The 20357-nt window shown below is 65.6% G+C and carries 17 protein-coding genes; 5 read left to right on the top strand and 12 right to left on the bottom strand.

Annotated elements, in window-relative coordinates; translation table 11 throughout:
• Positions 1-227: 227 nt before the first annotated feature.
• The 3 genes from glgX to radC all read right to left on the bottom strand — a co-directional run bounded on the left by glgX (position 228) and on the right by radC (position 5030).
• Positions 228-2342, bottom strand: coding sequence for a glycogen debranching protein GlgX (gene glgX / locus QDT69_RS30005; RefSeq protein ID WP_279710075.1), 2115 nt, complete (start codon positions 2340-2342; stop codon positions 228-230).
• Between the two features lie 535 nt (positions 2343-2877).
• Entirely contained in the window at positions 2878-4239 is a 1362-nt protein-coding gene (locus QDT69_RS30000) for a prenyltransferase (protein WP_279710074.1), read from the bottom strand.
• Positions 4240-4316: 77 nt separating this feature from the next.
• Positions 4317-5030: a DNA repair protein RadC gene (gene radC / locus QDT69_RS29995; RefSeq protein WP_279710073.1), complete on the bottom strand. Its 714-nt coding sequence runs from the start codon at positions 5028-5030 to the stop codon at positions 4317-4319.
• A gap of 117 nt (positions 5031-5147) precedes the next feature.
• Here radC and QDT69_RS29990 point away from each other — a divergent pair, with 117 nt between their 5' ends.
• The gene (locus QDT69_RS29990; protein ID WP_279710072.1) at positions 5148-5867 is read left to right on the top strand and encodes a DNA-3-methyladenine glycosylase I; all 720 of its coding nucleotides are present in this window, start codon (positions 5148-5150) and stop codon (positions 5865-5867) included.
• A gap of 196 nt (positions 5868-6063) precedes the next feature.
• Here the strand turns inward: QDT69_RS29990 and map are convergent, their stop codons facing one another.
• Entirely contained in the window at positions 6064-6888 is an 825-nt protein-coding gene (gene map / locus QDT69_RS29985; RefSeq protein ID WP_050426054.1) for a type I methionyl aminopeptidase, read from the bottom strand.
• Positions 6889-7056: 168 nt separating this feature from the next.
• Positions 7057-8373: a mechanosensitive ion channel domain-containing protein gene (locus QDT69_RS29980; RefSeq protein ID WP_279710070.1), complete on the bottom strand. Its 1317-nt coding sequence runs from the start codon at positions 8371-8373 to the stop codon at positions 7057-7059.
• 239 nt (positions 8374-8612) lie between these two features.
• On the opposite strand from QDT69_RS29980, the gene QDT69_RS29975 reads away from it, so the two are divergent.
• Positions 8613-10406, top strand: coding sequence for a potassium/proton antiporter (locus QDT69_RS29975; protein ID WP_279710069.1), 1794 nt, complete (start codon positions 8613-8615; stop codon positions 10404-10406).
• 7 nt (positions 10407-10413) lie between these two features.
• Here QDT69_RS29975 and QDT69_RS29970 read toward each other — a convergent pair whose 3' ends face one another.
• The 6 genes from QDT69_RS29970 to mepA all read right to left on the bottom strand — a co-directional run bounded on the left by QDT69_RS29970 (position 10414) and on the right by mepA (position 15698).
• Positions 10414-11637, bottom strand: coding sequence for a hypothetical protein (locus QDT69_RS29970; protein WP_279710067.1), 1224 nt, complete (start codon positions 11635-11637; stop codon positions 10414-10416).
• Positions 11638-11730: 93 nt separating this feature from the next.
• Complete coding sequence (modC, locus tag QDT69_RS29965; protein WP_279710066.1) at positions 11731-12402, bottom strand: molybdenum ABC transporter ATP-binding protein; 672 nt, start codon at positions 12400-12402, stop codon at positions 11731-11733.
• A gap of 2 nt (positions 12403-12404) precedes the next feature.
• The gene (modB, locus tag QDT69_RS29960; RefSeq protein ID WP_279710065.1) at positions 12405-13100 is read right to left on the bottom strand and encodes a molybdate ABC transporter permease subunit; all 696 of its coding nucleotides are present in this window, start codon (positions 13098-13100) and stop codon (positions 12405-12407) included.
• On the bottom strand, positions 13100-13885 hold the full coding sequence (modA, locus tag QDT69_RS29955; RefSeq protein ID WP_279710147.1) for a molybdate ABC transporter substrate-binding protein: 786 nt from the start codon (positions 13883-13885) through the stop codon (positions 13100-13102). The genes modB and modA overlap by 1 nt, the downstream gene beginning before the upstream one ends.
• Positions 13886-14093: 208 nt before the next feature.
• Positions 14094-14603, bottom strand: coding sequence for a hypothetical protein (locus QDT69_RS29950; RefSeq protein WP_279710064.1), 510 nt, complete (start codon positions 14601-14603; stop codon positions 14094-14096).
• 147 nt (positions 14604-14750) lie between these two features.
• The gene (gene mepA / locus QDT69_RS29945; RefSeq protein WP_279710063.1) at positions 14751-15698 is read right to left on the bottom strand and encodes a penicillin-insensitive murein endopeptidase; all 948 of its coding nucleotides are present in this window, start codon (positions 15696-15698) and stop codon (positions 14751-14753) included.
• Positions 15699-15906: 208 nt separating this feature from the next.
• On the opposite strand from mepA, the gene QDT69_RS29940 reads away from it, so the two are divergent.
• Complete coding sequence (locus QDT69_RS29940; RefSeq protein WP_279710062.1) at positions 15907-16320, top strand: L,D-transpeptidase; 414 nt, start codon at positions 15907-15909, stop codon at positions 16318-16320.
• 335 nt (positions 16321-16655) lie between these two features.
• On the top strand, positions 16656-18860 hold the full coding sequence (locus QDT69_RS29935) for an EAL domain-containing protein (protein WP_279710061.1): 2205 nt from the start codon (positions 16656-16658) through the stop codon (positions 18858-18860).
• Between the two features lie 162 nt (positions 18861-19022).
• Here the strand turns inward: QDT69_RS29935 and QDT69_RS29930 are convergent, their stop codons facing one another.
• Positions 19023-19469: a DUF1801 domain-containing protein gene (locus QDT69_RS29930; protein ID WP_279710060.1), complete on the bottom strand. Its 447-nt coding sequence runs from the start codon at positions 19467-19469 to the stop codon at positions 19023-19025.
• A 169-nt stretch (positions 19470-19638) separates the two neighbouring features.
• Between QDT69_RS29930 and QDT69_RS29925 the strand changes: the two genes are divergently transcribed.
• Positions 19639-20346, top strand: coding sequence for an RDD family protein (locus QDT69_RS29925; protein ID WP_279710058.1), 708 nt, complete (start codon positions 19639-19641; stop codon positions 20344-20346).
• Positions 20347-20357 lie beyond the last annotated feature (11 nt).

The raw sequence follows: 20357 nt of genomic DNA, 5'->3' as shown, positions 1-20357 counted from the left end.
CAAGGCGATTGGGCTCGACGCGCCATTCCGGATATCGCCACGGGACTGAGCCGGAGGTGCGAGCACTCTCGTCATTCCGGGGCGTGCCAACGGGTCGCGCGAACGCGCGCCCGATGACAGGCTTCGCACGAGCCCGGAATCCATCGGGCCGCGCGTTTGGTGGTGGAATGGATTCCGGGCTCGGCGCTGCGCGCCGCCCCGGAATGACGAGAGTGGTCGCGGGGCGACTACTTCACCTCGCCCGTCGTGAAGAGGACAAATGAACGCCCAGCCGCCTTGTACGTGCTGTCGAACGCGAACGGCTCATTTGCGGCTTGCTCCGGCGCATTGGTGTCGAGCAGCAGTGACCAGTGCGGGCCGGCTGAGGTCGCCGGCAGCTTGAAATCGACCTCGCCCTCATAGCTGTTGAGGATGACAAGCACGGTGTCGTCCTCGCCCTCGCGGGCGATCGCGGTCTTGCGGGCGCGGCCGTCGAGCACGACGCCGAAGCATTTGATCCAGCCGGTGGTCCAGTCGGCCTGCGTCATCTCGACGCCCGAGGCGTTGATCCAGACCACGTCGCGGATCGCGAGCTGCGGATCGCGATCGCCGGAGAGAAAGCGGCTGCGGCGCAGGATCGGATAGTCGCGCCGCAATTTGATCATCCGCCTGGTGAAGGCGAGCAGCTTGTTGGCGTCGTCGGAAAAATTCCAGTCGAACCAGGAGATGTCGTTGTCCTGGCAATAGGCGTTGTTGTTGCCGCGCTGGGTGCGGCCGAACTCGTCGCCGCCGAGCAGCATCGGCGTGCCCTGGGAGGCGAGCAGCGTCGCCAGCATGTTGCGCTTCTGCCGTTCGCGTAAAGCTCGGATCTCGGGGTTGTCGGTCGGCCCTTCCGCGCCGCAATTCCAGGAGTGGTTGTCGGACGAGCCGTCATTGTTGTTCTCGCCGTTGGCCTCGTTGTGCTTGTTGTTGTAGCTCGCCCAGTCGTTCAGGGTGAAGCCGTCATGGGCGGTGATGAAGTTGACGCTGGCCCAGGTGCGACGGCCCTCGCGGTTGAACACGTCGTGCGAGCCGAGCAGCCGCGGCGCGAGGCTGCCTGGCGCGGCCTCGCCACGCCAGAAATCGCGCACGCTGTTGCGGTACTTGTCGTTCCATTCGGCCCAGCCCGGCGGGAAGCCGCCGACCTGGTAGCCGCCGGGGCCGCAGTCCCAGGGTTCGGCGATCAGCTTGACCGTCGCGAGCAGCGGGTCCTGGTTCATCGCCTTCAGGAAGCCGGACTGCTCGTCGAAGCCATAGACCTCGCGCGCCAGGATGGTGCCGAGGTCAAATCGGAAGCCATCGACATGCATGTGGCCGGCCCAGTAGCGCAGGCTGTCCATCACCAGCTGGATCACCCGCGGATGCGACAGGTTCACCGTGTTGCCGGTGCCGGTGTCGTTGATGTAGTAGCGGCGCTTGTCTGGCAAGAGGCGATAGTAGCTCGCATTGTCGATGCCCTTGAACGACAGCGTCGGGCCGCGCTCATTGCCTTCGGCGGTGTGGTTGTAGACGACGTCGAGGATCACCTCGAGCCCGGCGCCATGCAGCCGCGACACCATCTCCTTGAACTCGCGCAGGCTGTTCGGCACGTCGGCGGCGTAGCGCGGATCCGGCGCGAAGAAGCCGATCGTGTTGTAGCCCCAGTAATTGGTGAGGTGCTTGTCCAGCAGATTAATGTCGTTGATGAAGGAATGCACCGGCAGCAGCTCGACCGAGGTGATGCCGAGCGTCTTCAGATGATCGATCGCGGCATTGGAGCCGAAGCCGGCATAGGTGCCGCGCAAATGTTCGTCGATGCGGGGGTGCTGTTTGGTAAAGCCCTTGACATGCGTCTCGTAGACGACGGTTTCGTCCCAATGCACGTCCTGGCGCTGCGCCTCCTGGACCCAGTCGAAATTGGGATCGACCACCACGCATTTCGGCATGAACGGTGCGCTGTCGCGCTCGTCGAAGGTCAAGTCGTCGCCGCTCTCCATCTTGTAGCCGAACACCGCCGGATTCCAGGTGAGGCTGCCGGCATGGGCGCAAGCATAGGGATCGAGCAGCAGCTTGTTCGGATTGAAGCGGTGGCCGCCATCGGGCTGGTAGGGGCCGTACACGCGATAGCCGTAGAAGGTGCCGGGCTGCACGCCGTTGATGAAGCCGTGAAACACCTGGTCGGTATATTCCGGCAGCTCGAAGCGATGGGTCTCGCGCTCGCCGTCGAACAGGCAGACCTCGACCTTGGTGGCATTGGCGGAGAACACCGCGAAATTGGTGCCGTGGCCGCTCCAATGGGCACCCAGCGGATAGGGCAGCCCTTCCTCAATCACGAAATCGGACATCGGTCCCCCAGGGTCGGAACACAGCCATCAATTCAACCTGCAACAAACGCCGCCGTGCGGAAAACGTTGCATAGGTGATGTTAGCGGCAAGAGTTCGTGGTTCGTATGACGCCAAGCGGTGCCAGGTTTCGAGGCAATCCACTTTCTGTTCGTCATTCCGGGGAGCGCGAAGCGCGAGCCCGGAATCCATCGCACCGCATGTTAGGCGGATGAATGGATTCCGGGCTAAGCCCTGCGGGCTGCCCCGGAATGATGGGAGAGTGATGGCCGTGTGACCACCCCACGGGCAACGCGGCAAAATCCCGTCAACCCTTGCCCGTTCATGTCGCGAGAATGCGAAGCTATGTCCTCACTCACTGCTGTCATCGCCCGGCTCGACCGGGCGATCTAGTACGCCGCGGCTTCTCGGCGTAAGCACCGCTGTCTCTGGAATACTGGATCACCCGCTTGCGCGGGTGATGACACCGCGTGTTTGGCGTCTTGAAGCGAACTAACCCTTATCGTCGTCCTGGCGAAAGCCAGGACGACGGTGAAGCTAGTTGTTCGCCAGCAGCGCAAACCGGCGTCGGTCGATCCGCTCGCGTGCCGCCTGTCCGGCCGCCGCACACAGATCGGGTGCGTAGAGCTGGCAGGTTCTACGCTTCTCGATGGCGGTGTCGATCAGGTGCAGAAGTCGCGCGGGCGCGATGTCGGGAGGCGCGGCAATGCGGCCGACGACGACGTGCTTCTCCATCTGCTCGTGATCGGCGTGATCGATATCGGGGTTGCGCCAGCAATTCGCGCACATGATCTTGAAGCCTTCGGAGTGCGAATAGATCACGGCGTCCTCGTCCAATTCGTCGGTGATGTCGGCCAGTTGCCGTGCCGTCTCCTGCGTTCCCGCGAAATCGAAGAACTGGTAGTTCCGACGCAGCAGCGTTGCCAGGTGCGGGAAGACCGGAATCTGCTGCTCGCCGTAGGTGTGATGCGTGATCGGGGCGCCATCCGTGAGGATGACGTCGCCATAGTCGACGCCGAGTTTGCCGTACAACACGCTGCGGATGATGCCGTGGCATGGGCTCAGCCGTTCGATCCACACCGTTTCCTCCCGGCCCGGATCGTCAGAGTCCGCAGTCCGCTCCGCAAGCGGCCGCTCGGCAAGCTTCACCTTGCAGGCCGGATATCCGCCTTCCGGCAATCCGAACCGTCCAGGCTCGATCGTCTGGCCCATCCGCTTCCACACATCCAGGGCGATCTCGGCGTTTCCGGCGCCCGTGGCGCAGATGCCGAGGTTCCATTGGTGGCTGTCGATCACCTCTTGCGACAGGCCTGCGGCGGCCTGGTTGGCTGCCACGCCTTCTGCGAACTTGCCGCGCGTCTTGTAGAAGAGGCCCAGATTGTAATGCGGCGGGCTCTTGCGTGGATCGATTGCGACCAGCTTGCGAAGACAGTCCTCGACGATCGCATCGTGCTGGCGCGCCATCATTCGCGCGGCCGTGGCCAGTCCCCGCAGGATCCACTCCTGTTCAGACGGTCCCGCATGGAGCTTGGCCAGCCGGTCCAGCTTCTCGACCATTGTCTGGAAGATCGGGTGGTCCGGCGGCGGCGCGTTCAGATCATCGATGTCGCGAACCGCTTCGAGGCATTGCCCAAGCGCCGAGAGGACACCGATATCGTCATCATGGGCATCCGCTATCTCCAGGAGCAGGTCTGCCGCCTCGTCCCTTGGGAGGCTTTGCTGGTCGACAATCCAGACCAACGCCATCGCTGCCTCGGGCTGGTGGCGCTGGGCCTCTCGAAGCGGTTGGATCGTCTGCCATGCAGCCTGCTTGCGATCCGCCTGTCCCTCGGCAACGGCGTCGCGTGCCATCGCACCAATCTCGTCGGACGTGAGAACCGTGCTCGGACCATTCGGCATGATCGTCTCCGTGGAGGCGTCTCGGTGTGTGGGCAAGGGTGGGCGGTGACGGCGCGACGCGCCTCAAGGCCGCAAGACTACATCAATTTCATGCCCTTGAAGCTGGTATGCCCGTTCTTGCCGACGATGATGTGATCATGCACGGCGATCCCGAGCGGCTTGGCGATGTCAACGATCGCCTTCGTCATCTGGATGTCGGCCTGCGACGGTGTCGGGTCGCCGCTCGGATGGTTATGCACCAAGATCAGCGCGGTGGCGGACAATTCCAGCGCGCGCTTGATGACCTCGCGGGGATAGACCGGGGTGTGATCGACGGTGCCGGTCTGTTGCACCTCGTCGGCGATCAGCTGGTTGCGCTTGTCGAGGAACAGCAGGCGGAACTGCTCCTTGTCGGCGAACGCCATGCTGGAGCGGCAATAGTCGATGACGTCGTTCCAGGACGACAGCGCGATGCTGCGCTTGATCTCGCCCTTGGCGATCCGGTCGGCCGCCGCGGCGAGCAGCTTGATCTGGTTGATCGAGGCATCCTTGACGCCGTCGACCTCGCGCAGCCGCGCCACCGGCGCGTGCACCACCTCGGCGAACGAGCCGAACTTTTTCAGCAGCGCCTTGGCCAGTGGCTTGGTGTCGCGGCGCGGGATGGCGGCGAACAGCGCCATCTCCAGCAGCTCATAGTCGGTCAGCGCCTCGGGCCCCGCCGCGTAGAAGCGCTCGCGCAGCCGTTCGCGATGGCCGTGATAGTGCGGCGTCTCGTCAGGTTCGTCGTTGCTGGCATCGGGTTTGGTGGGCATCGGCCACAACCTTGCCGTGCCGGCCGCGTTTTGCAAGGGCTGATGCTGCCGAGATTTGCCACCGCGCGGCGGGCGAATTACCGTTGCCTGCAGCGAGATCGAAAGGGGGAGGGCGGCGTGACGTCATTCAAGGTGATCCGTGCGCGCGCCGAGAAGCGCAAGGGCGGGCCGAAGGCGCTGGAGAAGCTGCTGCACCCGCCCGCCGGCGCCAAGGCGCTGGCAAAGCTCGGCGATGACCGCGTGCTGGCCGAGATGACCAGGCGCGTGTTCTGCGCAGGCTTTGCCTGGAGCGTGATCGATGCCAAATGGGAGGGCTTCGAGGCAGCCTTCCTCGGCTTCCAGCCCGCGAAGCTGGCGTTCAAGCCCGACGAGTTCTGGGAGAAGCTGACGAGCAACGCCAGGATCGTGCGCAACGGCGCCAAGATCATGTCGGTGCGCGACAATGGCCGCTTCGTGCAAGAGATCGCGCGCGAGCACGGCAGCTTCGGCAAGTTCCTCGCGGCGTGGCCGTCATCCAATGAGATCGGGCTGCTGGAGCTGCTGGCGAAGCGCGGCAGCCGGCTCGGCGGCAACACCGGGCAAATGCTGCTGCGCTTCCTCGGCTGGGACGGCTTCGTCACCTCGCGCGACGTCGTCGCCTGCCTGCGCGATGCCGGGCTTGATATCGCCGAGGAGGTCAAGTCGAAGCGCGATCTCGCCAAGGTGCAGGCGCAGTTCAACGCCTGGGCCGAGGAGACCGGGCTGCCCTATCTGCATCTGTCGCGGATCTGTGCGATGTCGATCGGCGAGAACCACGCGCCCGAGGAGATCGAGAGGCGCACGCGGAGCGACTATTGAGCTTGCCAGAGCTCGATGAGGTTGGATCGAGCCAGACCCAGGTCGGGATTGCGTTCCCCCTCTCCCGCTTGCGGGGGAGGGCCGGGGTGGGGGTTTTGCCGCGAGCGACTTTCATTGTGGGGAGGCAGCCCCCACCCGGATCGCATCTGTCGATGCGATCCGACCTCCCCGGCAAGCGGGAGAGGTGAAGTAAGCGTCAGACCTGCACCCACGGCTTCTCGCCGTGGCGCTCAGAGAGGGTGAAGATCTCGACGCCGTCGGCGGTGACGCCGACCGAGTGCTCGAACTGCGCCGACAGCGAGCGGTCGCGGGTCACCGCGGTCCAGCCGTCAGACAGGATCTTCACATGCGGCTTGCCGAGATTGATCATCGGCTCGATGGTGAAGAACATGCCGGGCTTCAGCGGCGCGCCTTCGCCGGGGCGGCCGATATGGATGATGTTCGGCTCGTCGTGGAACAGGCGGCCGAGGCCGTGGCCGCAGAAGTCGCGCACCACGCTCATGCCTTGCGGTTCGACGAAGCTCTGGATCGCGTGGCCGATGTCGCCTGTGGTGGCGCCGGGCTTCACCGCAGCGATGCCGCGCATCATCGCCTCATAGGTCACCTCGATCAGCCGCTCCGCCTTCCGCGCGATGGCGCCGATCGCATACATGCGGCTGGAATCGCCGTACCAGCCGTCGACGATGAAGGTGACGTCGACATTGACGATGTCGCCTTCCTTCAGCGGGCGGTCGCCCGGCATGCCGTGGCAGACCACGTGATTGATCGAGGTGCAGGTCGAGTAGCGATAGCCGCGATACATCAGCGTCGCCGGATAGGCGCCGTGGTCGAACGCGAACTTGCGGACGAACTCGTCGATCACAGAGGTCGGGACGCCCGGCTTGACGATGTCGGTCAGCGCATCGAGGCATTTCGACACAAGGGCGCCCGCCTTGCGCATGCCGGCAAAGCCGCTTGGCCCGTGCAGCTTGATCTGGCCGGTCTTGCGAAGGGAGGTGTCGGTGGCGTCGATATAGCTCATGGGCGGGATGTTTCTGCGGGCAAAGGGCTGATTTCTGGCCCTAATTTAATGATCGGCGCGCCCGGCGCAAGCCAAGCTTGGGTATGGGGACAATGTCCAAACGGTTTGATTCCGCGGCCAAATCCGGAACAACACCCGCCAATCGTCCGGGAAAATCGTGCTCAAACGCTAGCTGGAGACCTCGACCACGCTCTCGACCGGCAGCGCGCCGCCGCGGATGCGGAGTTCCCGCACCGGATAGGGCACCTTGATGCCCTGTTGCTTGAAGGCGTCCCACAGCGACAGCATGACGTCGCTCTTCACACCGTCCATGCCATCGGGATCGGCGATCCAGAAGGTCAGCGAGAACTTCATGCCGAGTTCGGCGAATTCGGTCAGGATGCAGTTCGGCGGCTTGCCTTTGAGCGCGCGGGCGTGGGCCGTCGCGGTATCGATCGCGAGCTTGCAGACCAGCCTCGGATCGGCGTCGTAATTGGCGGCGAAGGCGATCTTCACCAGCGTGTTCTTGTCGGTGTAGGTCCAGTTGGTGACCTTCTGCGTCACCAGGTCCTCGTTCGGAATCAGGAACTCGCGGCCGTCGCCGGCGGCGACCGAGATATAGCGGGTCTTCATCGCACTGATGCGGCCCTGGCTGTCCCCGATGGTGACGAGGTCGCCCGGCTTCACCGATTTGTCGACCAGCAGAATGATGCCCGAGATGAAGTTGGCGACGATCTTTTGCAGGCCGAAACCGATGCCGACACCGACGGCGCCGGACAGCACCGCCAGCGCCGACAGATTGATCCCGACCGCGCTCAAGGCGATGGCGACCGCGACGACCATCAGGCCGATGCGAATGATCTTGACCAACAGCACCTGGATCGACGGGGTCAGGTCGGTCGAGCGGGTGATCTGGCCGTCGATGAAATTGCTGACGATATTGCTCAGCCACAGCGCCACGATCAGCACCGCGCCGGCCTTGATCAGCAGCAGCGGCGTCAGCCGCAGACCGCCCACCACGACGGCGAACGAATCCAGCGTATCGGCCGCCCAGTCGAGCTGGCCGATGATGCTGAGGGCGGCGACGAGCCAGGCCGCGATCGAGACCAGTTTGACGATGAAGGCATTGTCGATCACCGATGTCACGAGGCGGATCACCAGCCAGGCCAGCGCCAGCTTGGCGGAGACTGCGATCAGATAGCTACGGCTCGGCCAGGTGGCGTGCCACATCACGATGCGCGAGATCACCATCAACGCCGCGAACACGGCGGTGGAGGCGCTCGTCACCATCACGCGGGCGAAGTGCCGGAGCGGCAGCGGCCAGCGGCTCGCCAGCGTGGCCATGTTGACCCGCGCATGAATGGCGGTATCGGCGGCATAGGCCAGCCCCGCGGCGGCGAGGATGATGCCGAACTGCAGGTAGAACCAGGGCGAGGCGATCTCGGCGCCGACCGAGCGCGCTGCCAGTTGGATCGATTCCAGGACGTCCTTCCAGCTCATGTCCATCGGCAAATTCTCAACTTGAAGCGCGGGTCAGGCAAATGTGATTCGAATGCATGGAGAGAATCCCACAACAGCGCTCACCCGACCATCGATACACCACAGTGTCGGGGCGACCTAGGGTGCGTGAGGCCGGGCACATTGCCGCTTATGACAGAAATCGGTTGGCGTCCCAGTGTGGCGACGATAAGGATGCAATTGCAAGTATTTGAGACCTCCCAAGTCCTTGAGACCTTCAAAGACGCATGGCATCCCTCGACTCCGTCAGTATAGCGATCCTGCTCGGTGCGGTGCTGGTGATGGCCGGCATCCTGTCGAGCCTGCTGGCGTTGCGGTTTGGCGCCCCCTTGCTGCTGGTGTTCTTGCTGGTCGGCATGCTGGCGGGCGATTCCGGCCCCGGCCGGCTGCAGTTCGACGATGTCCGCACCACCTATCTGGTCGGCTCGGTGGCGCTGGCGCTGATCCTGTTCGACGGCGGATTGAAGACGCGGTTTGCCAGCATCCGCACCGTGCTGGCGCCCTCGATGATGCTGGCGACCGCCGGCGTGCTGCTGACAGCGCTGATCACGGCGCCGGTCGCCCGCTACGTGCTCGACCTCAACTGGACCGAGTCGCTTTTGGTCGGCGCGGTCGTCGCCTCGACCGACGCGGCGGCGGTGTTCCTGCTGGTGCACACCCAGGGCCTGCGCCTGCGCCCGCGCGTCGGCGCGACGCTGGAGGCGGAATCCGGCACCAACGATCCGTTCGCGATCTTCCTCACCTTGATGCTGGTCGAGTTCATCTCGATCGGCCAGAGCTCGGCCTCGCACATCGCGATGGAGTTCATCCAGGAGGCCGTGCTCGGCGCCATCATCGGGGTGATCGGCGGCCGGCTGGTGGTGATCGCGCTGAATTACGTGGCGCTGCCGCAGGGCCTGCATGCGCCGTTCGTCACGACGGCGGCGCTGGTGATCTTCGGCGGCTCGCAGATCGTGCACGCCTCGGGATTCCTCGCGGTCTATCTCGCCGGTATTATCATCGGCAATCGGCCGACCCGTGCGCATAATTCGGTGGTGACGTTCCTCGACGCCGCGACCTGGCTGGCCCAGATCGTGATGTTCGTGCTGCTCGGCCTTCTGGTCTCGCCGCATCGCCTGCTCTCCAGCGCCGGCGGCGCGGTGCTGGTGGCCTTCGCGCTGATGCTGGTGGCGCGGCCGCTGGCCGTGCTGATCTGCCTCGCGCCGTTCAAGTTCAACTGGCGCGAGAAGGTCTTCATCGCCTGGACGGGACTGCGCGGCGCGGTCGCGATCTTCCTTGCCTCGATCCCGATGCTGGTCGGCCTGTCGAAGGCCTATCTCTATTTCGACGTCGCCTTTGTCGTCGTCATCATCTCGCTGCTGCTGCAGGGCTGGACGCTGGCGCCGGCGGCGCGGCGGCTGCACGTCGCGCTGCCGCGCGCCGAACGCGGCCCGCGCCGCGTCGAGCTGGATCTGCCTGGCCAGCTCGAGCAGCAGCTGGTCGGCTATCCGGTGCGGTCGAAGAGCCTGTATTTCCGCCGCGGGCTGATCCCGTCCTGGTCGAAGCCGACGCTGGTGATCCGCGACGAGCGGATCCTGACGCCTGTCGAGGCCGATCCGGTCGCGCCCGGCGACTACATCTATCTGCTGGCGCCGCCGGAGCGCGCCGAGGCGCTCGACCGCTTCTTCGTCGACATGGCGCCGTCGAGCGCGCCCGATCCGCATCTGCTCGGTGACTTCATGGTGTCGGCCGAGCATACGCTGGGCGAGCTCGCCGAAATCTACGGCGTCAAGGTCGATGAGCACCAGGCCAAGCTGACGCTCGCGGACTATTTCGACATCAATCTCGACCGCGCGCCGAAGGAAGGTGCCGAGCTTGCACTCGACGAGATCGTGCTGGTGGCGCGCAGCATCAGCGGCGGCCGCGTCAATGTGGTCGGCCTGCGCCTGCCGGAGGAAGAGGAGAAGGTCGTGCCGCGCACGCGGATGCAGACCGTCCGGCGCAAGCTCGCCGATATCTGGGCGTCGGTGGCGGGCGTCTAAACCGCCGTCACTGCTTGCGCAGGAAGTTCGAATCCGGGGCGAACTTCTTGATCATGTCGGACAGGCCGTCGTCGCCCGGCGGGCCCTTGGACGCCGCGTCCTGCTTGGACTCATCCTTCAACTTCTGGCCGGAGATCTCGGCCAGCGCTGCGAGCAGCGTCTCGTCGAGATTGTCGGCCGCCGTCTTCGCTGGCGGTGTCTTCACGGGCGGCGTGTTGGCGGGCGGCGTCGGAGCGGGGTTCGGCGAGGTGGGGGCGACGATCCGGATCTCGGGCTCGCGCTTCACCGCAGGTTGCGTCGGCTCCGGAATCGGGGCCGGCTTCGATCCGTCGGCCCGCCTGGCGGCGGCCTCGCTGACGGCGGCGATCAGCGACGCTTCGAGGTCGGCCGGCGTCTCCGCCGGCATGGCCGGTGGTGCAACCGGCATCGGCGGCGGTTCGGCTGGCTTTGCGTCCCGCGGGGCGCGACCGAACAACGGTTCCCGCTGGCCCGCCGGCGAAGGCCGGCTGTTGTCGGTTGCCTTGCTAGGCTCCTTGCCAAGCTTGAAGAGACCGGCGCGCTCGGCGGCGATCCTGGCGGTCGCCTCCTCGACCGTGGCGAGCAGCGATGCTTCCAGCCCACCGGCGGGATTGCTCGGCGAAGCCGTTGGCTTGGCGGCTGGCGCGGCCACCTGCTTTGGCTCCGGCCGGGGCGGCAACGGCGGTGGCCGGGGTCCCTCTGCTTGCGCGGGCGGCGGGGCCGGCTGGCTGTCCCGGGCGCGCGCGATGATGCCGTCGACGATCGCGCCGAGGCGGCCCTTGTCGGGGGCGGCGAGATAGCTGGCCGCGAGCTCATCGACATATTGCGGGCCGTAATCGGCCAGCACCTTGGCAAGCTGGGCGAGATCGGGATCGCTCTCGACCAGCCGGCGCCAGGTCTGCCGGTCGTAGGTCGCATCCGCGTCCGGCCGAGTCTTGTCAGGCCACGCCACCCGGCGAGGCTGACGCTGTGGCCCGTTGTCCTGGCCGGTGACCGGGTCGAGGGTCGGCGGCTGCAGCCCGGGGCTGAGGCGCGGAGGGGTAAATCCTGCGGCCCCGGCCGGCACGGCATCATCCGCCTGGCGGCGTCGGCGTTCGGCGACCTGCAACGAGATCAGGCCGACGCCCATCAGCAGGAAGCCGAGTGCGGCCCACGAAATCGTGGCGCACAACAGTCCGCCGATCAGCAGCAATAGCCAGCCAGTCAGTCGCACAATTTGCCTTTCCCATGCCCGGATCGGACGTCCCGACGCGAGCCTAGCAGACAAGATGGGCTATCTTATGCCGACTTTCGGAAAAACGGCCAGCTATACGCCCGCCGTCAACACCTTAACACCGCCGAACGCGGTGACCTGGCCGCGGCGCAGCATCACGATCTGGGTGGCGAGCTGGCGCAGCTCGGCGGCGTCGTGGCTGACATAGACCATCGGGACGCCGGCCTCGTCGCGCAGCCGCACCAGATAGGGCAGGATCTCGAGCTTGCGGCTTTCGTCGAGCGCGCCCAGCGGCTCGTCGAGCAGCAGCAGCCGCGGCTTCGACAGTAGCGCCCGGCCGAGCGCGACGCGCTGGCGCTCGCCGCCCGAGAGCTTGCCGGGGCGACGGTCGAGCAGGGCGCCGATGTCGAGCAAATCGACGACGCGCTTGTGCTGCGCGGGGTCTTCAGTGAGGCCGTTCATGCGGCGGCCGTAGTCGAGGTTCTGCCTGATATCGAGATGCGGAAACAGCCGCGCGTCCTGGAAGACGTAGCCGATGCGGCGGCGCCAGGTCGGCACATGGATGCCGGCCGCGGTATCGTCGACCGTCTCGCCGTCGATCACGATGGTGCCGCGATCCGGACGCAGCAGCCCCGCGATGGTGTTGATCAGCGAGGTCTTGCCGGAGCCGGACGCGCCAAACAGGCCGGTGACGCGGCCCTCGCTGGTGAACGACGCCGCGAGCGAGAACTCTCCGAGCTGCTTGGTGATGTCGACGCGCAACATCGCTAGTGCCCGTGCAGGCGCGCGGTGGCGCGGCGTGCGAACACTTCGGCAGCGACCAGCGCGCCGACTGCGAGCACCACCGAGATGACCACGAGTCGCGCCGCGGCGGTGTCGCCGTCAGGCGTCTGGATCAGCGAATAGATCGCCGATGAAATGGTCTGGGTCTCGCCTGGGATGTTGGAGACGAAGGTGATGGTCGCGCCGAACTCGCCGATCGCCTTGGCGAAGCCGAGCACCATGCCGGCCAGCACGCCCGGCAGCGCGAGCGGCAGCGTCACCGTCGCGAACACCCGCCAGGGCGCGGCGCCGAGCGTCTCGGCTGCCTGTTCGAGGCGGCGGTCGACGGCTTCGATCGACAGGCGGATCGGGCGCACCAGCAGCGGAAACGACATCACGCCGCAGGCGAGCGCCGCGCCGGTCCAGCGGAACGCGAACACGATGCCGAGATGATCGGCCAGCCAGCCGCCGACCAGGCCGCGCTTGCCGAAGGTCAGCAGCAGCAGATAGCCGGTGACGACGGGCGGCAGCACCAGCGGCAGATGCACGGCGGCATCGAGCAACGACTTGCCCCAGAAATCGCGCCGCGCCAGCAGCCAGGCGAGCGCGATCCCGAACGGGGTCGCCACCAGAGTTGCGATGACGGCGACCCGCAGCGACAGCAGGATCGCCGTCCATTCGGTCGGCGAGATCTCGAACATCAGGTCGTCGGGCTGATCAGGAACTTGAAGCCGTATTTCTCGAGGATCGTCTTCGCCACGGAAGAGCGCAGGAAGGCGAGATAGTCAGCGGTCTCGCCCTTCGCGGTCGTGGTCGCCGCAACCGGATAGATGATCGCCGGATGGGTGTCGGCCGGGAAGGTGCCGACGATCTTGACGCCGGGCTCGACCTTGGCGTCGGTCGAATAGACGATGCCGAGCACGGCCTCGCCGCGCGCAACCAGCGTCAGCGCCGCGCGCACGCTCTCGGCCATCGCGAATTTCGGCTCCGCCGCCTGCCAGGCGCCGAGCTTCTCGAGCGCGGCCTTGGCGTATTTGCCGACCGGCACCGCCTTGACGTCGCCGGTGGCGATCCTGCCGTCACCGGCGAGCTTGGCGAGGTCGAAGCCGGGTCCGATGTTGACGTTGTCGATCTTGGAATCCTTCGGCGCGATCAGCACGATCGAGTTGCCGAGCAGGTTCACCCGCGTCGGCTCATTGATGTTCTTCTGCTTGATCGCGTAGTGCATCCAGTCGGTGTCGGCGGACACGAACACGTCGGCGGGCGCGCCCTGCTCGATCTGCTTGGCCAGCGCCGAGCTCGCCGCATAGCTGGCGCTGATCTTGACGCCGGTCTTGGCGGTATAGGCCGCATCGATCTCGTCGAGCGCGTTCTTCATCGAGGCCGCGGCGAACACGGTGAGCGTCTTGTCCTCGGCTCTCGCCGGCGAATGGATCGCGCCGAGCAGGATGACGAAGGCGCTGAAAAGTCCGGCAAGTCTTGAAATTGAAAGTCGTGACATGGAAAGCGCTCCGTGCATGTTCGCGCGTGAACGGGCACGCGCAAATCAGGCGTTGAGTGAGGTCTGGCCCGCGACGGACGGAAGCGCTGTTCCGCTGGTCCCCGAAGGACTTACGGTCCCCCAAGGATATCGCACTGCAAACATAGCAGGCTGGGACTTACGGTAAAGGCGACCGTTTGTCTAACGGATCGTCCTATTGATCCGCCGGCTGGATCGCGATCGACAGCGAGTTCTCTTTGGCGCCGCTGACCTGCAGCACGAAGGGGCTGGCGGCGAGGTCGTATTTCATGGTCTTGCGGATGCCGTCGCAATCGGTCGCGCCGCTGAACGCCTTCGGCTTCAGGAAATGCCCGTCCTGCACCAGGTCGACCCAGGCGCCGGCCGAGAGGCTGACCGTATAGAGCCCGGCCTTCGGTGCGGCCTTGACGCTGGTGAAGCCGGCGAAGGTGCCGTCCTTCGGCGCGCGCTCCGGCGGCGACGGCAATTTGGCATCGCTTGGGGCCACCAGCGCCAGCGTGATGGCGGTCGACGGCAGTGCCGCCTGCTCGCTCCCCGAGGCAAGCTTGGCGCGATCCGGCGCGGTGAGCGCGGCGCGGGCGCGGTCGATCGACCATTTGAACTTGTCGCAGCCGCTCGGCTCCTCCGCCGCGAAGGCGGGGACTGAGACGAGCAGGAGCGATGCGGCGAGGAGCGATGTGCGCATGTCTGGTCCAATTCAATTGTGACGGATGAAATAGATCAGTGGCCCCGATCCATCGCTCGATCGCGCTTACGGCGCGACGACATCAGATCATAACGCAGTTCGCGCCGGCCGGCATAGCCGCCTGACGAAGATGTTATTGCTTGAATGTTACGGCTCGGCGTCGGCCGCGTTCAGCACCGTCTTGCAGGCCGCCGGCATCTGCGCCAGCGTCATCGGCGGGCGCGGTTTCGGCGGCTTCGGCGGCGGCTTTGGATGCAGCACCGAATCCTTGAACCAGAAGGCGAGGTCGGACGGCTTGCAGCCCTCGCCCTCCGACTGCTGCTTCTGCCCCTCGCATGCGGGGCTGCCGGACGGACAGCGCATGCGGATGTGGAAGTGGTAGTCGTGGCCCCACCACGGCCGGATCTTCGACAGCCAGCTGCGGTCGCCCTTGGCCTCGCGGCACAGCGCCTTCTTGATCGCCGGGTTGACGAAGATGCGCTGCACCGCCGGCTCCCGCGCCGCATCGCGGAGCACGAGCACATGGCCCGGCGTGAACACGTGCGGATCGATGTCGAGCCGATCGTCACGCACCATCATGACAGCCGACATCTCTTCGCGATCCTCGCGCGACAATTTGCGATCGGGCATTGGCGTCAGCCAGACGTCGGCGTCGAGCCCGATCTGGTGGCTGGCGTGACCTGACAGCGCGGGGCCGCCGCGCGGCTGGCCGATATCGCCGACCAGGATGCCGGGCCAGCCGGCGTCCTTGTGCGCGTTGGCCGCCAGCCGCTTCAGCAGCGCGATCATGGCGGGATGTCCCCAGTAGCGGTTGCGCGACAGGCGCATCACCTGCCAGGTGTCGCCGTTGAGCGGCATCTGCGCGGCGCCGGCGAGACAGCCCTTGGTGTAGCCGCCGATCGATTGGGTCGGCATCGCCGCCGGCAGCACCTTGCGCGCGAACAGCTGCTTCGCTCCGATCGTTGGATCGTTAGGGTTGGCGAGCGGCGGCAATGGCTGCGGATTGAGCGAGCCCTTGTCCTGCGCCCGCGCGGAGATGCTGCAGGCGATGAGGGCGGAGATCAGGAACGGGATCAGACGCAGGCGGGGTGTCATTCGGATCACTCTGTCCACGCAAGGCTAGCATGGATTCGTGCCGGACGAACCGCGCTCTCATCCCATTCGCTTGATCGCCCACAGGGCGGATCAAGATGACCCGCGACTTCCTGTTCCGGATGTGAGCCACGCCACTTTACAAGCGCGCCGCGAGCGACATCATGCGGGCAATAATTTTCAAGGCAGACATTTTTATGACAAGCATATCTTGCGTGCGGCTGGCATTTGCCGCCGCGATTGCCGCGTCGACTCGCCGGCGCGGGCCGACATCGTCGTTCATATCGACAAATCATCGCAGCGCATGGCGGTCAGCGTCGACGGCGCGACGCGCTACAACTGGCCGGTGTCGACCGGACGGCGCGGCTATGGCACGCCGAACGGCGTGTTCCATCCGCAGCTGTTGGCGCGCCGCTGGTATTCGAAGAAGTACTACAACTCGCCGATGCCGCACGCGATCTTCTTCCATGGCGGCTTCGCCATTCACGGCGCCTATGAGCTCGCGCGTCTCGGCGGACCGGCCTCGCATGGCTGCGTGCGCCTGCATCCCTCGCACGCAGCACAGCTCTACGGGCTGGTCGAGCGCAACGGCCGCGGCGGCGCGCGGATCGAGATCACCAGTTAGCCGCGCTAGTACGCGTGAGGCCGGTCGCGCCTTTACCTCGCGATAACCCTGTCACACGCTGGCAAACATTGATGCGCTTGCAGCGTTTTCGGCGCATTCATTGTGCAGGCAGGCGTGGGTTTACCCTTCCTTCACCACGCTCCGGCGCTTTCGCGCTGCTAATCTGCGCTGTCGGCCGCATGCGTGGCACCGGCCGCTTGCGTGCGCCGTGAACACGCCCGCAAAGCGGGCATGTCCGGCTTTCTCAACCAGCGCAGCTATTCGTCAAGAGATACCAATTTTTCAGAGACTTATCGCAGAAATGTCACCGAACTGGAATGCGCGTGGGGCGTGCGATGCCGATAATGCGGCCAAAGAAGATCAAGAAACCGAAGCAGGCCAAACTGTCCCGTTCTCGGGAACGCCGGCCAATGCCGACGCCGAAAATGTCCGGCCGTTCGCGCCGTCCTGCGGCCGAGATCGGCGAACTGGTGCGCCAGCGCGCGCAGGCCGAGGCCGCCATCGCCGAGGCTCGCAAGTCGAACGCGCGGCTGCGTGAGGCGATCGACATCCTGCCGCAAGGCATCGTGTTCCTCGACCCCGAAGGCCGTTACACGCTCTGGAACAGGAAATACTCGGAAATCTACAAGCGCAGTTCCGACCTGTTCGAGCATGGTGCGCGCCTCGAAGACACCATCCGCATCGGCGTCGCGCGCGGCGACTATCCCGAGGCCGCCGGGCGCGAGGAAGAGTGGATCGCCGAGCGGCTCCAGAAGATGTACCAGCCGGGCGAGCGGCACGAGCAGGTCCTGGCCGATGGCCGCGTGGTGCTGATCGAGGAGCGATTGACCTCGGATGGCGGCATCGTCGGCCTGCGCGTCGACATCACCGAACTGAAGCAGCGCGAAGCCTCGTTCCGTCTGCTGTTCGACGGCAACCCGGTGCCGATGATCCTGTGTGCGCTCGACGGCGAACGGATCCTCGCGGTGAACGACGCAGCGATCGCGCATTACGGCTATGTGCGTGCCGAATTCGAGAAGATGACGATCAGGAGCCTGCAGGCGTTCGATCCCGAGCTGCCCTGGGCCGCCGGCCGCAGCAGCGACGAGCAGGCGGCGCGGACCTGGAAGCATGTGCGCGCGGACGGCACGCTGATCGACCTTGCGATCTATTCGCGGCAGCTGATGCATGGCGACCAGCCGGCGATGCTGCTCGCGCTGATGGACATCACCGAGCGCAAGCGCGCCGAGGCGCGGCTCGCCTTCATGGCCCAGCACGACAGCCTGACCGGCCTGCCGAACCGCAACCTGCTGCGCCAGCAGATGGAGGAGATGTTGCAGCATACCCGCCGCTCGACCGACAAGGTCGCGGTGCTGATGCTTGGTCTCGACAATTTCAAGGCGGTCAACGAGACGCTGGGCCACGGCATCGGCGACAAGCTGTTGCGCGCCGTCGCCAAGCGCCTGCGCTCGACGCTGCGCGAGGAGGATGCGCTGGCCCGCCTCAACTCCGACGAGTTCACCATCGTGCAGGGCGGCGTGATGCGTCCCGAGGACGCGGTGCTGCTGGCGCGGCGGATTCTCGATGCGATCGGCGAGCCCTATCTGCTCGAGGGGCATTCGGTGGTGATCGGCGCCAGCATCGGGATCGCGATGTCGCCCGGCGACGGCGAGGATTCCGAAAAGCTCCTGAAGAGCGCCGACATGGCGCTGTCGCGCGCCAAGAGCGAATTTCGCGGCACCTTCTCGTTCTTCGAGGCCGAGATGGATGCGCGCGCGCAAAGCCGGCGCAAGATCGAGATCGATCTGCGCGATGCGATCCAGAACGAAGGATTGCAGCCCTATTACCAGCCGCTGGTCGATCTTGCGACCGGGCGCATCACCGGCTTCGAGGCGCTGGTGCGCTGGCCGCATCCGGAGCGCGGCATGATCTCGCCCGGCGAGTTCATCCCGGTGGCCGAGGAGACCGGCCTGATCAATCCGCTCGGCAGCCTGATGCTGCATCGTGCCTGCATGGATGCGGCGCAATGGCCCGACGACGTGCGCGTCGCCGTCAACCTGTCGCCGCTGCAATTCCGCACCGGAAATTTGCTGGCGCTGGTCACCGATGCCTTGCGGCAATCCGGCCTGCCGGCGCGGCGGCTCGAACTCGAGATCACCGAGACGCTGCTGCTCGAGAAGAGCAGCCAGGTGCTGGCGACGCTGCATGCGCTGCGCGCGCTCGGGGTGCGGATGTCGATGGACGATTTCGGCACCGGCTATTCGAGTCTGAGCTATCTGCGCAGTTTCCCGTTCGACAAGATCAAGATCGACCAGTCCTTCGTGCGCGATCTCGGTGCCAACCCGGACGCGCAGGCGATCGTGCGGTCGATCGTCAGCCTCGGCGTCGGGCTCGGCGTCACCATCACCGCCGAGGGCGTCGAGACCGAGGCGGAGCTGAGCTGCCTGCGCGCCGAGGGCTGCCATGAGGGCCAGGGCTTTCTGTTCAGCCGCGCCCGCCCGAACGCCGAGGTCATCAGCCTGCTGAAGGCGCAGCGCGTCGCGACGGCGCTGGTGGCGTAGGAAAGCTGTCTCCACCTCGTCATTGCGAGCCACCCGGTCGGCGCGTAGCGCCGCCGGATGACAGGCTCCGCGAAGCAATCCATCCATCCTCACGCGCGGAGGCATGGATTGCTTCGTCGCTTCGCTCCTCGCAATGACGGTGGAGAGGGTTGCGCCCGATCGCTAAGGCTTCCGCTTGTTCAGATGATAGGTCAGCGCCAGCGCCACGCAGTGGCGCAGTGCAGCCTCCGGCAGCTTGTCGCCGACATCGAGCAGGATCGCGCGATTGCCGCTGTAGCTGAGCTCGGGATAGAGCTCGCGGAAGGTCTCGACCAGATTGGTCTGGCAGTGGAAGTAGACCGCGACCTGATCGGCGGCCGGCTTCACCTGGTCGATCCGGACCGTGGTGCCGCTGCCGGTCTCCGGCGTCAGGTAGCTCGGCTGGCCCCATTTCAGCGTCTCTTCCAGCGTGCCGACGCCCTTGGTTACCTTCGCGGTATCGAAGATCAGGCGCCGCAGCGCCAGCAGCTTGGCTTTGACGCGGGCAGGGTACGCGTCGAACAGCGCGTCTACGGGGGCGGGATTGCCCTGGCGCGGCTTCCTCGTCACACTGGTGCTCGATTGTTTCATCGGTCCGGTCATGGCTGTTTGGCGAGCTTGCAGAGAAACTAGTCTACCCGTCCATCGTGTGAAAGCCCATGGTTGAACCTTCACCGTCACTGCCTCGTCTCATGGGCAGGGTACATGCGAGAGTGGGATGAGCCCAATGAGCGTTGCCAGCACCGTTCCACCCGCCGCTGTGGTCGCGCCGCTCTATGCGCGATTTTCCCGTCGCTTTCGCGGCATCTTCATCGACTGGATCGTCACGCTGGTGACAATCGCTGGGGCGTTGCTGGTGGCGTCCACGGTAGCGATCGATTCCGTTTCGCGTGCGCTCGGGATCGCCGTGATCGCAGCCCTGGCGCTGTACGAGCCGGTCCTGGTGTCATTCACCGGCGGCACCGTTGGGCATCATCTCACCAATCTGCGCGTGGTCGACGACGCGACCGGCGGCAATGTCGGCTTCCTGACGGCGTGCGCGCGGCTCCTGATCAAGGGCCTCCTCGGCTGGTACTCGTTCGTCATCATCGCCGCGACCCGCCGCAACCAGGCGATCCACGATCTGGTGACGCGGTCGACGGTGCAGATCCGTGATCCCGCGAAGGCGCGACCGGGCCAGTTTGTCACCGAGCGCGTTGAGGAGACGCGCGCGTCTTTGATGCCGGCGCGCTGGCAGCGCATATTGGCGATTCTGCTGTATCTGGTGCTGATCTTCGTTCTCGTCACCGTACTCGCCGTGATTGCCGACCTGCTGCTGGGAGGCTGTGCGGTCAACGCTTGTGCGTCCGCGCAAAAGATCATCGACCTGGTCCTCAACGTCGTGCTGCTGGTGGGAATGGCCGGGATTATCGCGTTGGGCTGGAAGGGCAAGCTGCCCGGCGTGCGGGTCAGTCGCGCCTCACGATGACAGCGCCTTGA

This window comes from Bradyrhizobium sp. CER78 (assembly GCF_029846235.1).
Taxonomy (GTDB): domain Bacteria; phylum Pseudomonadota; class Alphaproteobacteria; order Rhizobiales; family Xanthobacteraceae; genus Bradyrhizobium.
The sequence above is the reverse complement of the archived record's forward strand: the minus strand, read 5'-3'. Positions and strand labels throughout refer to the sequence as shown.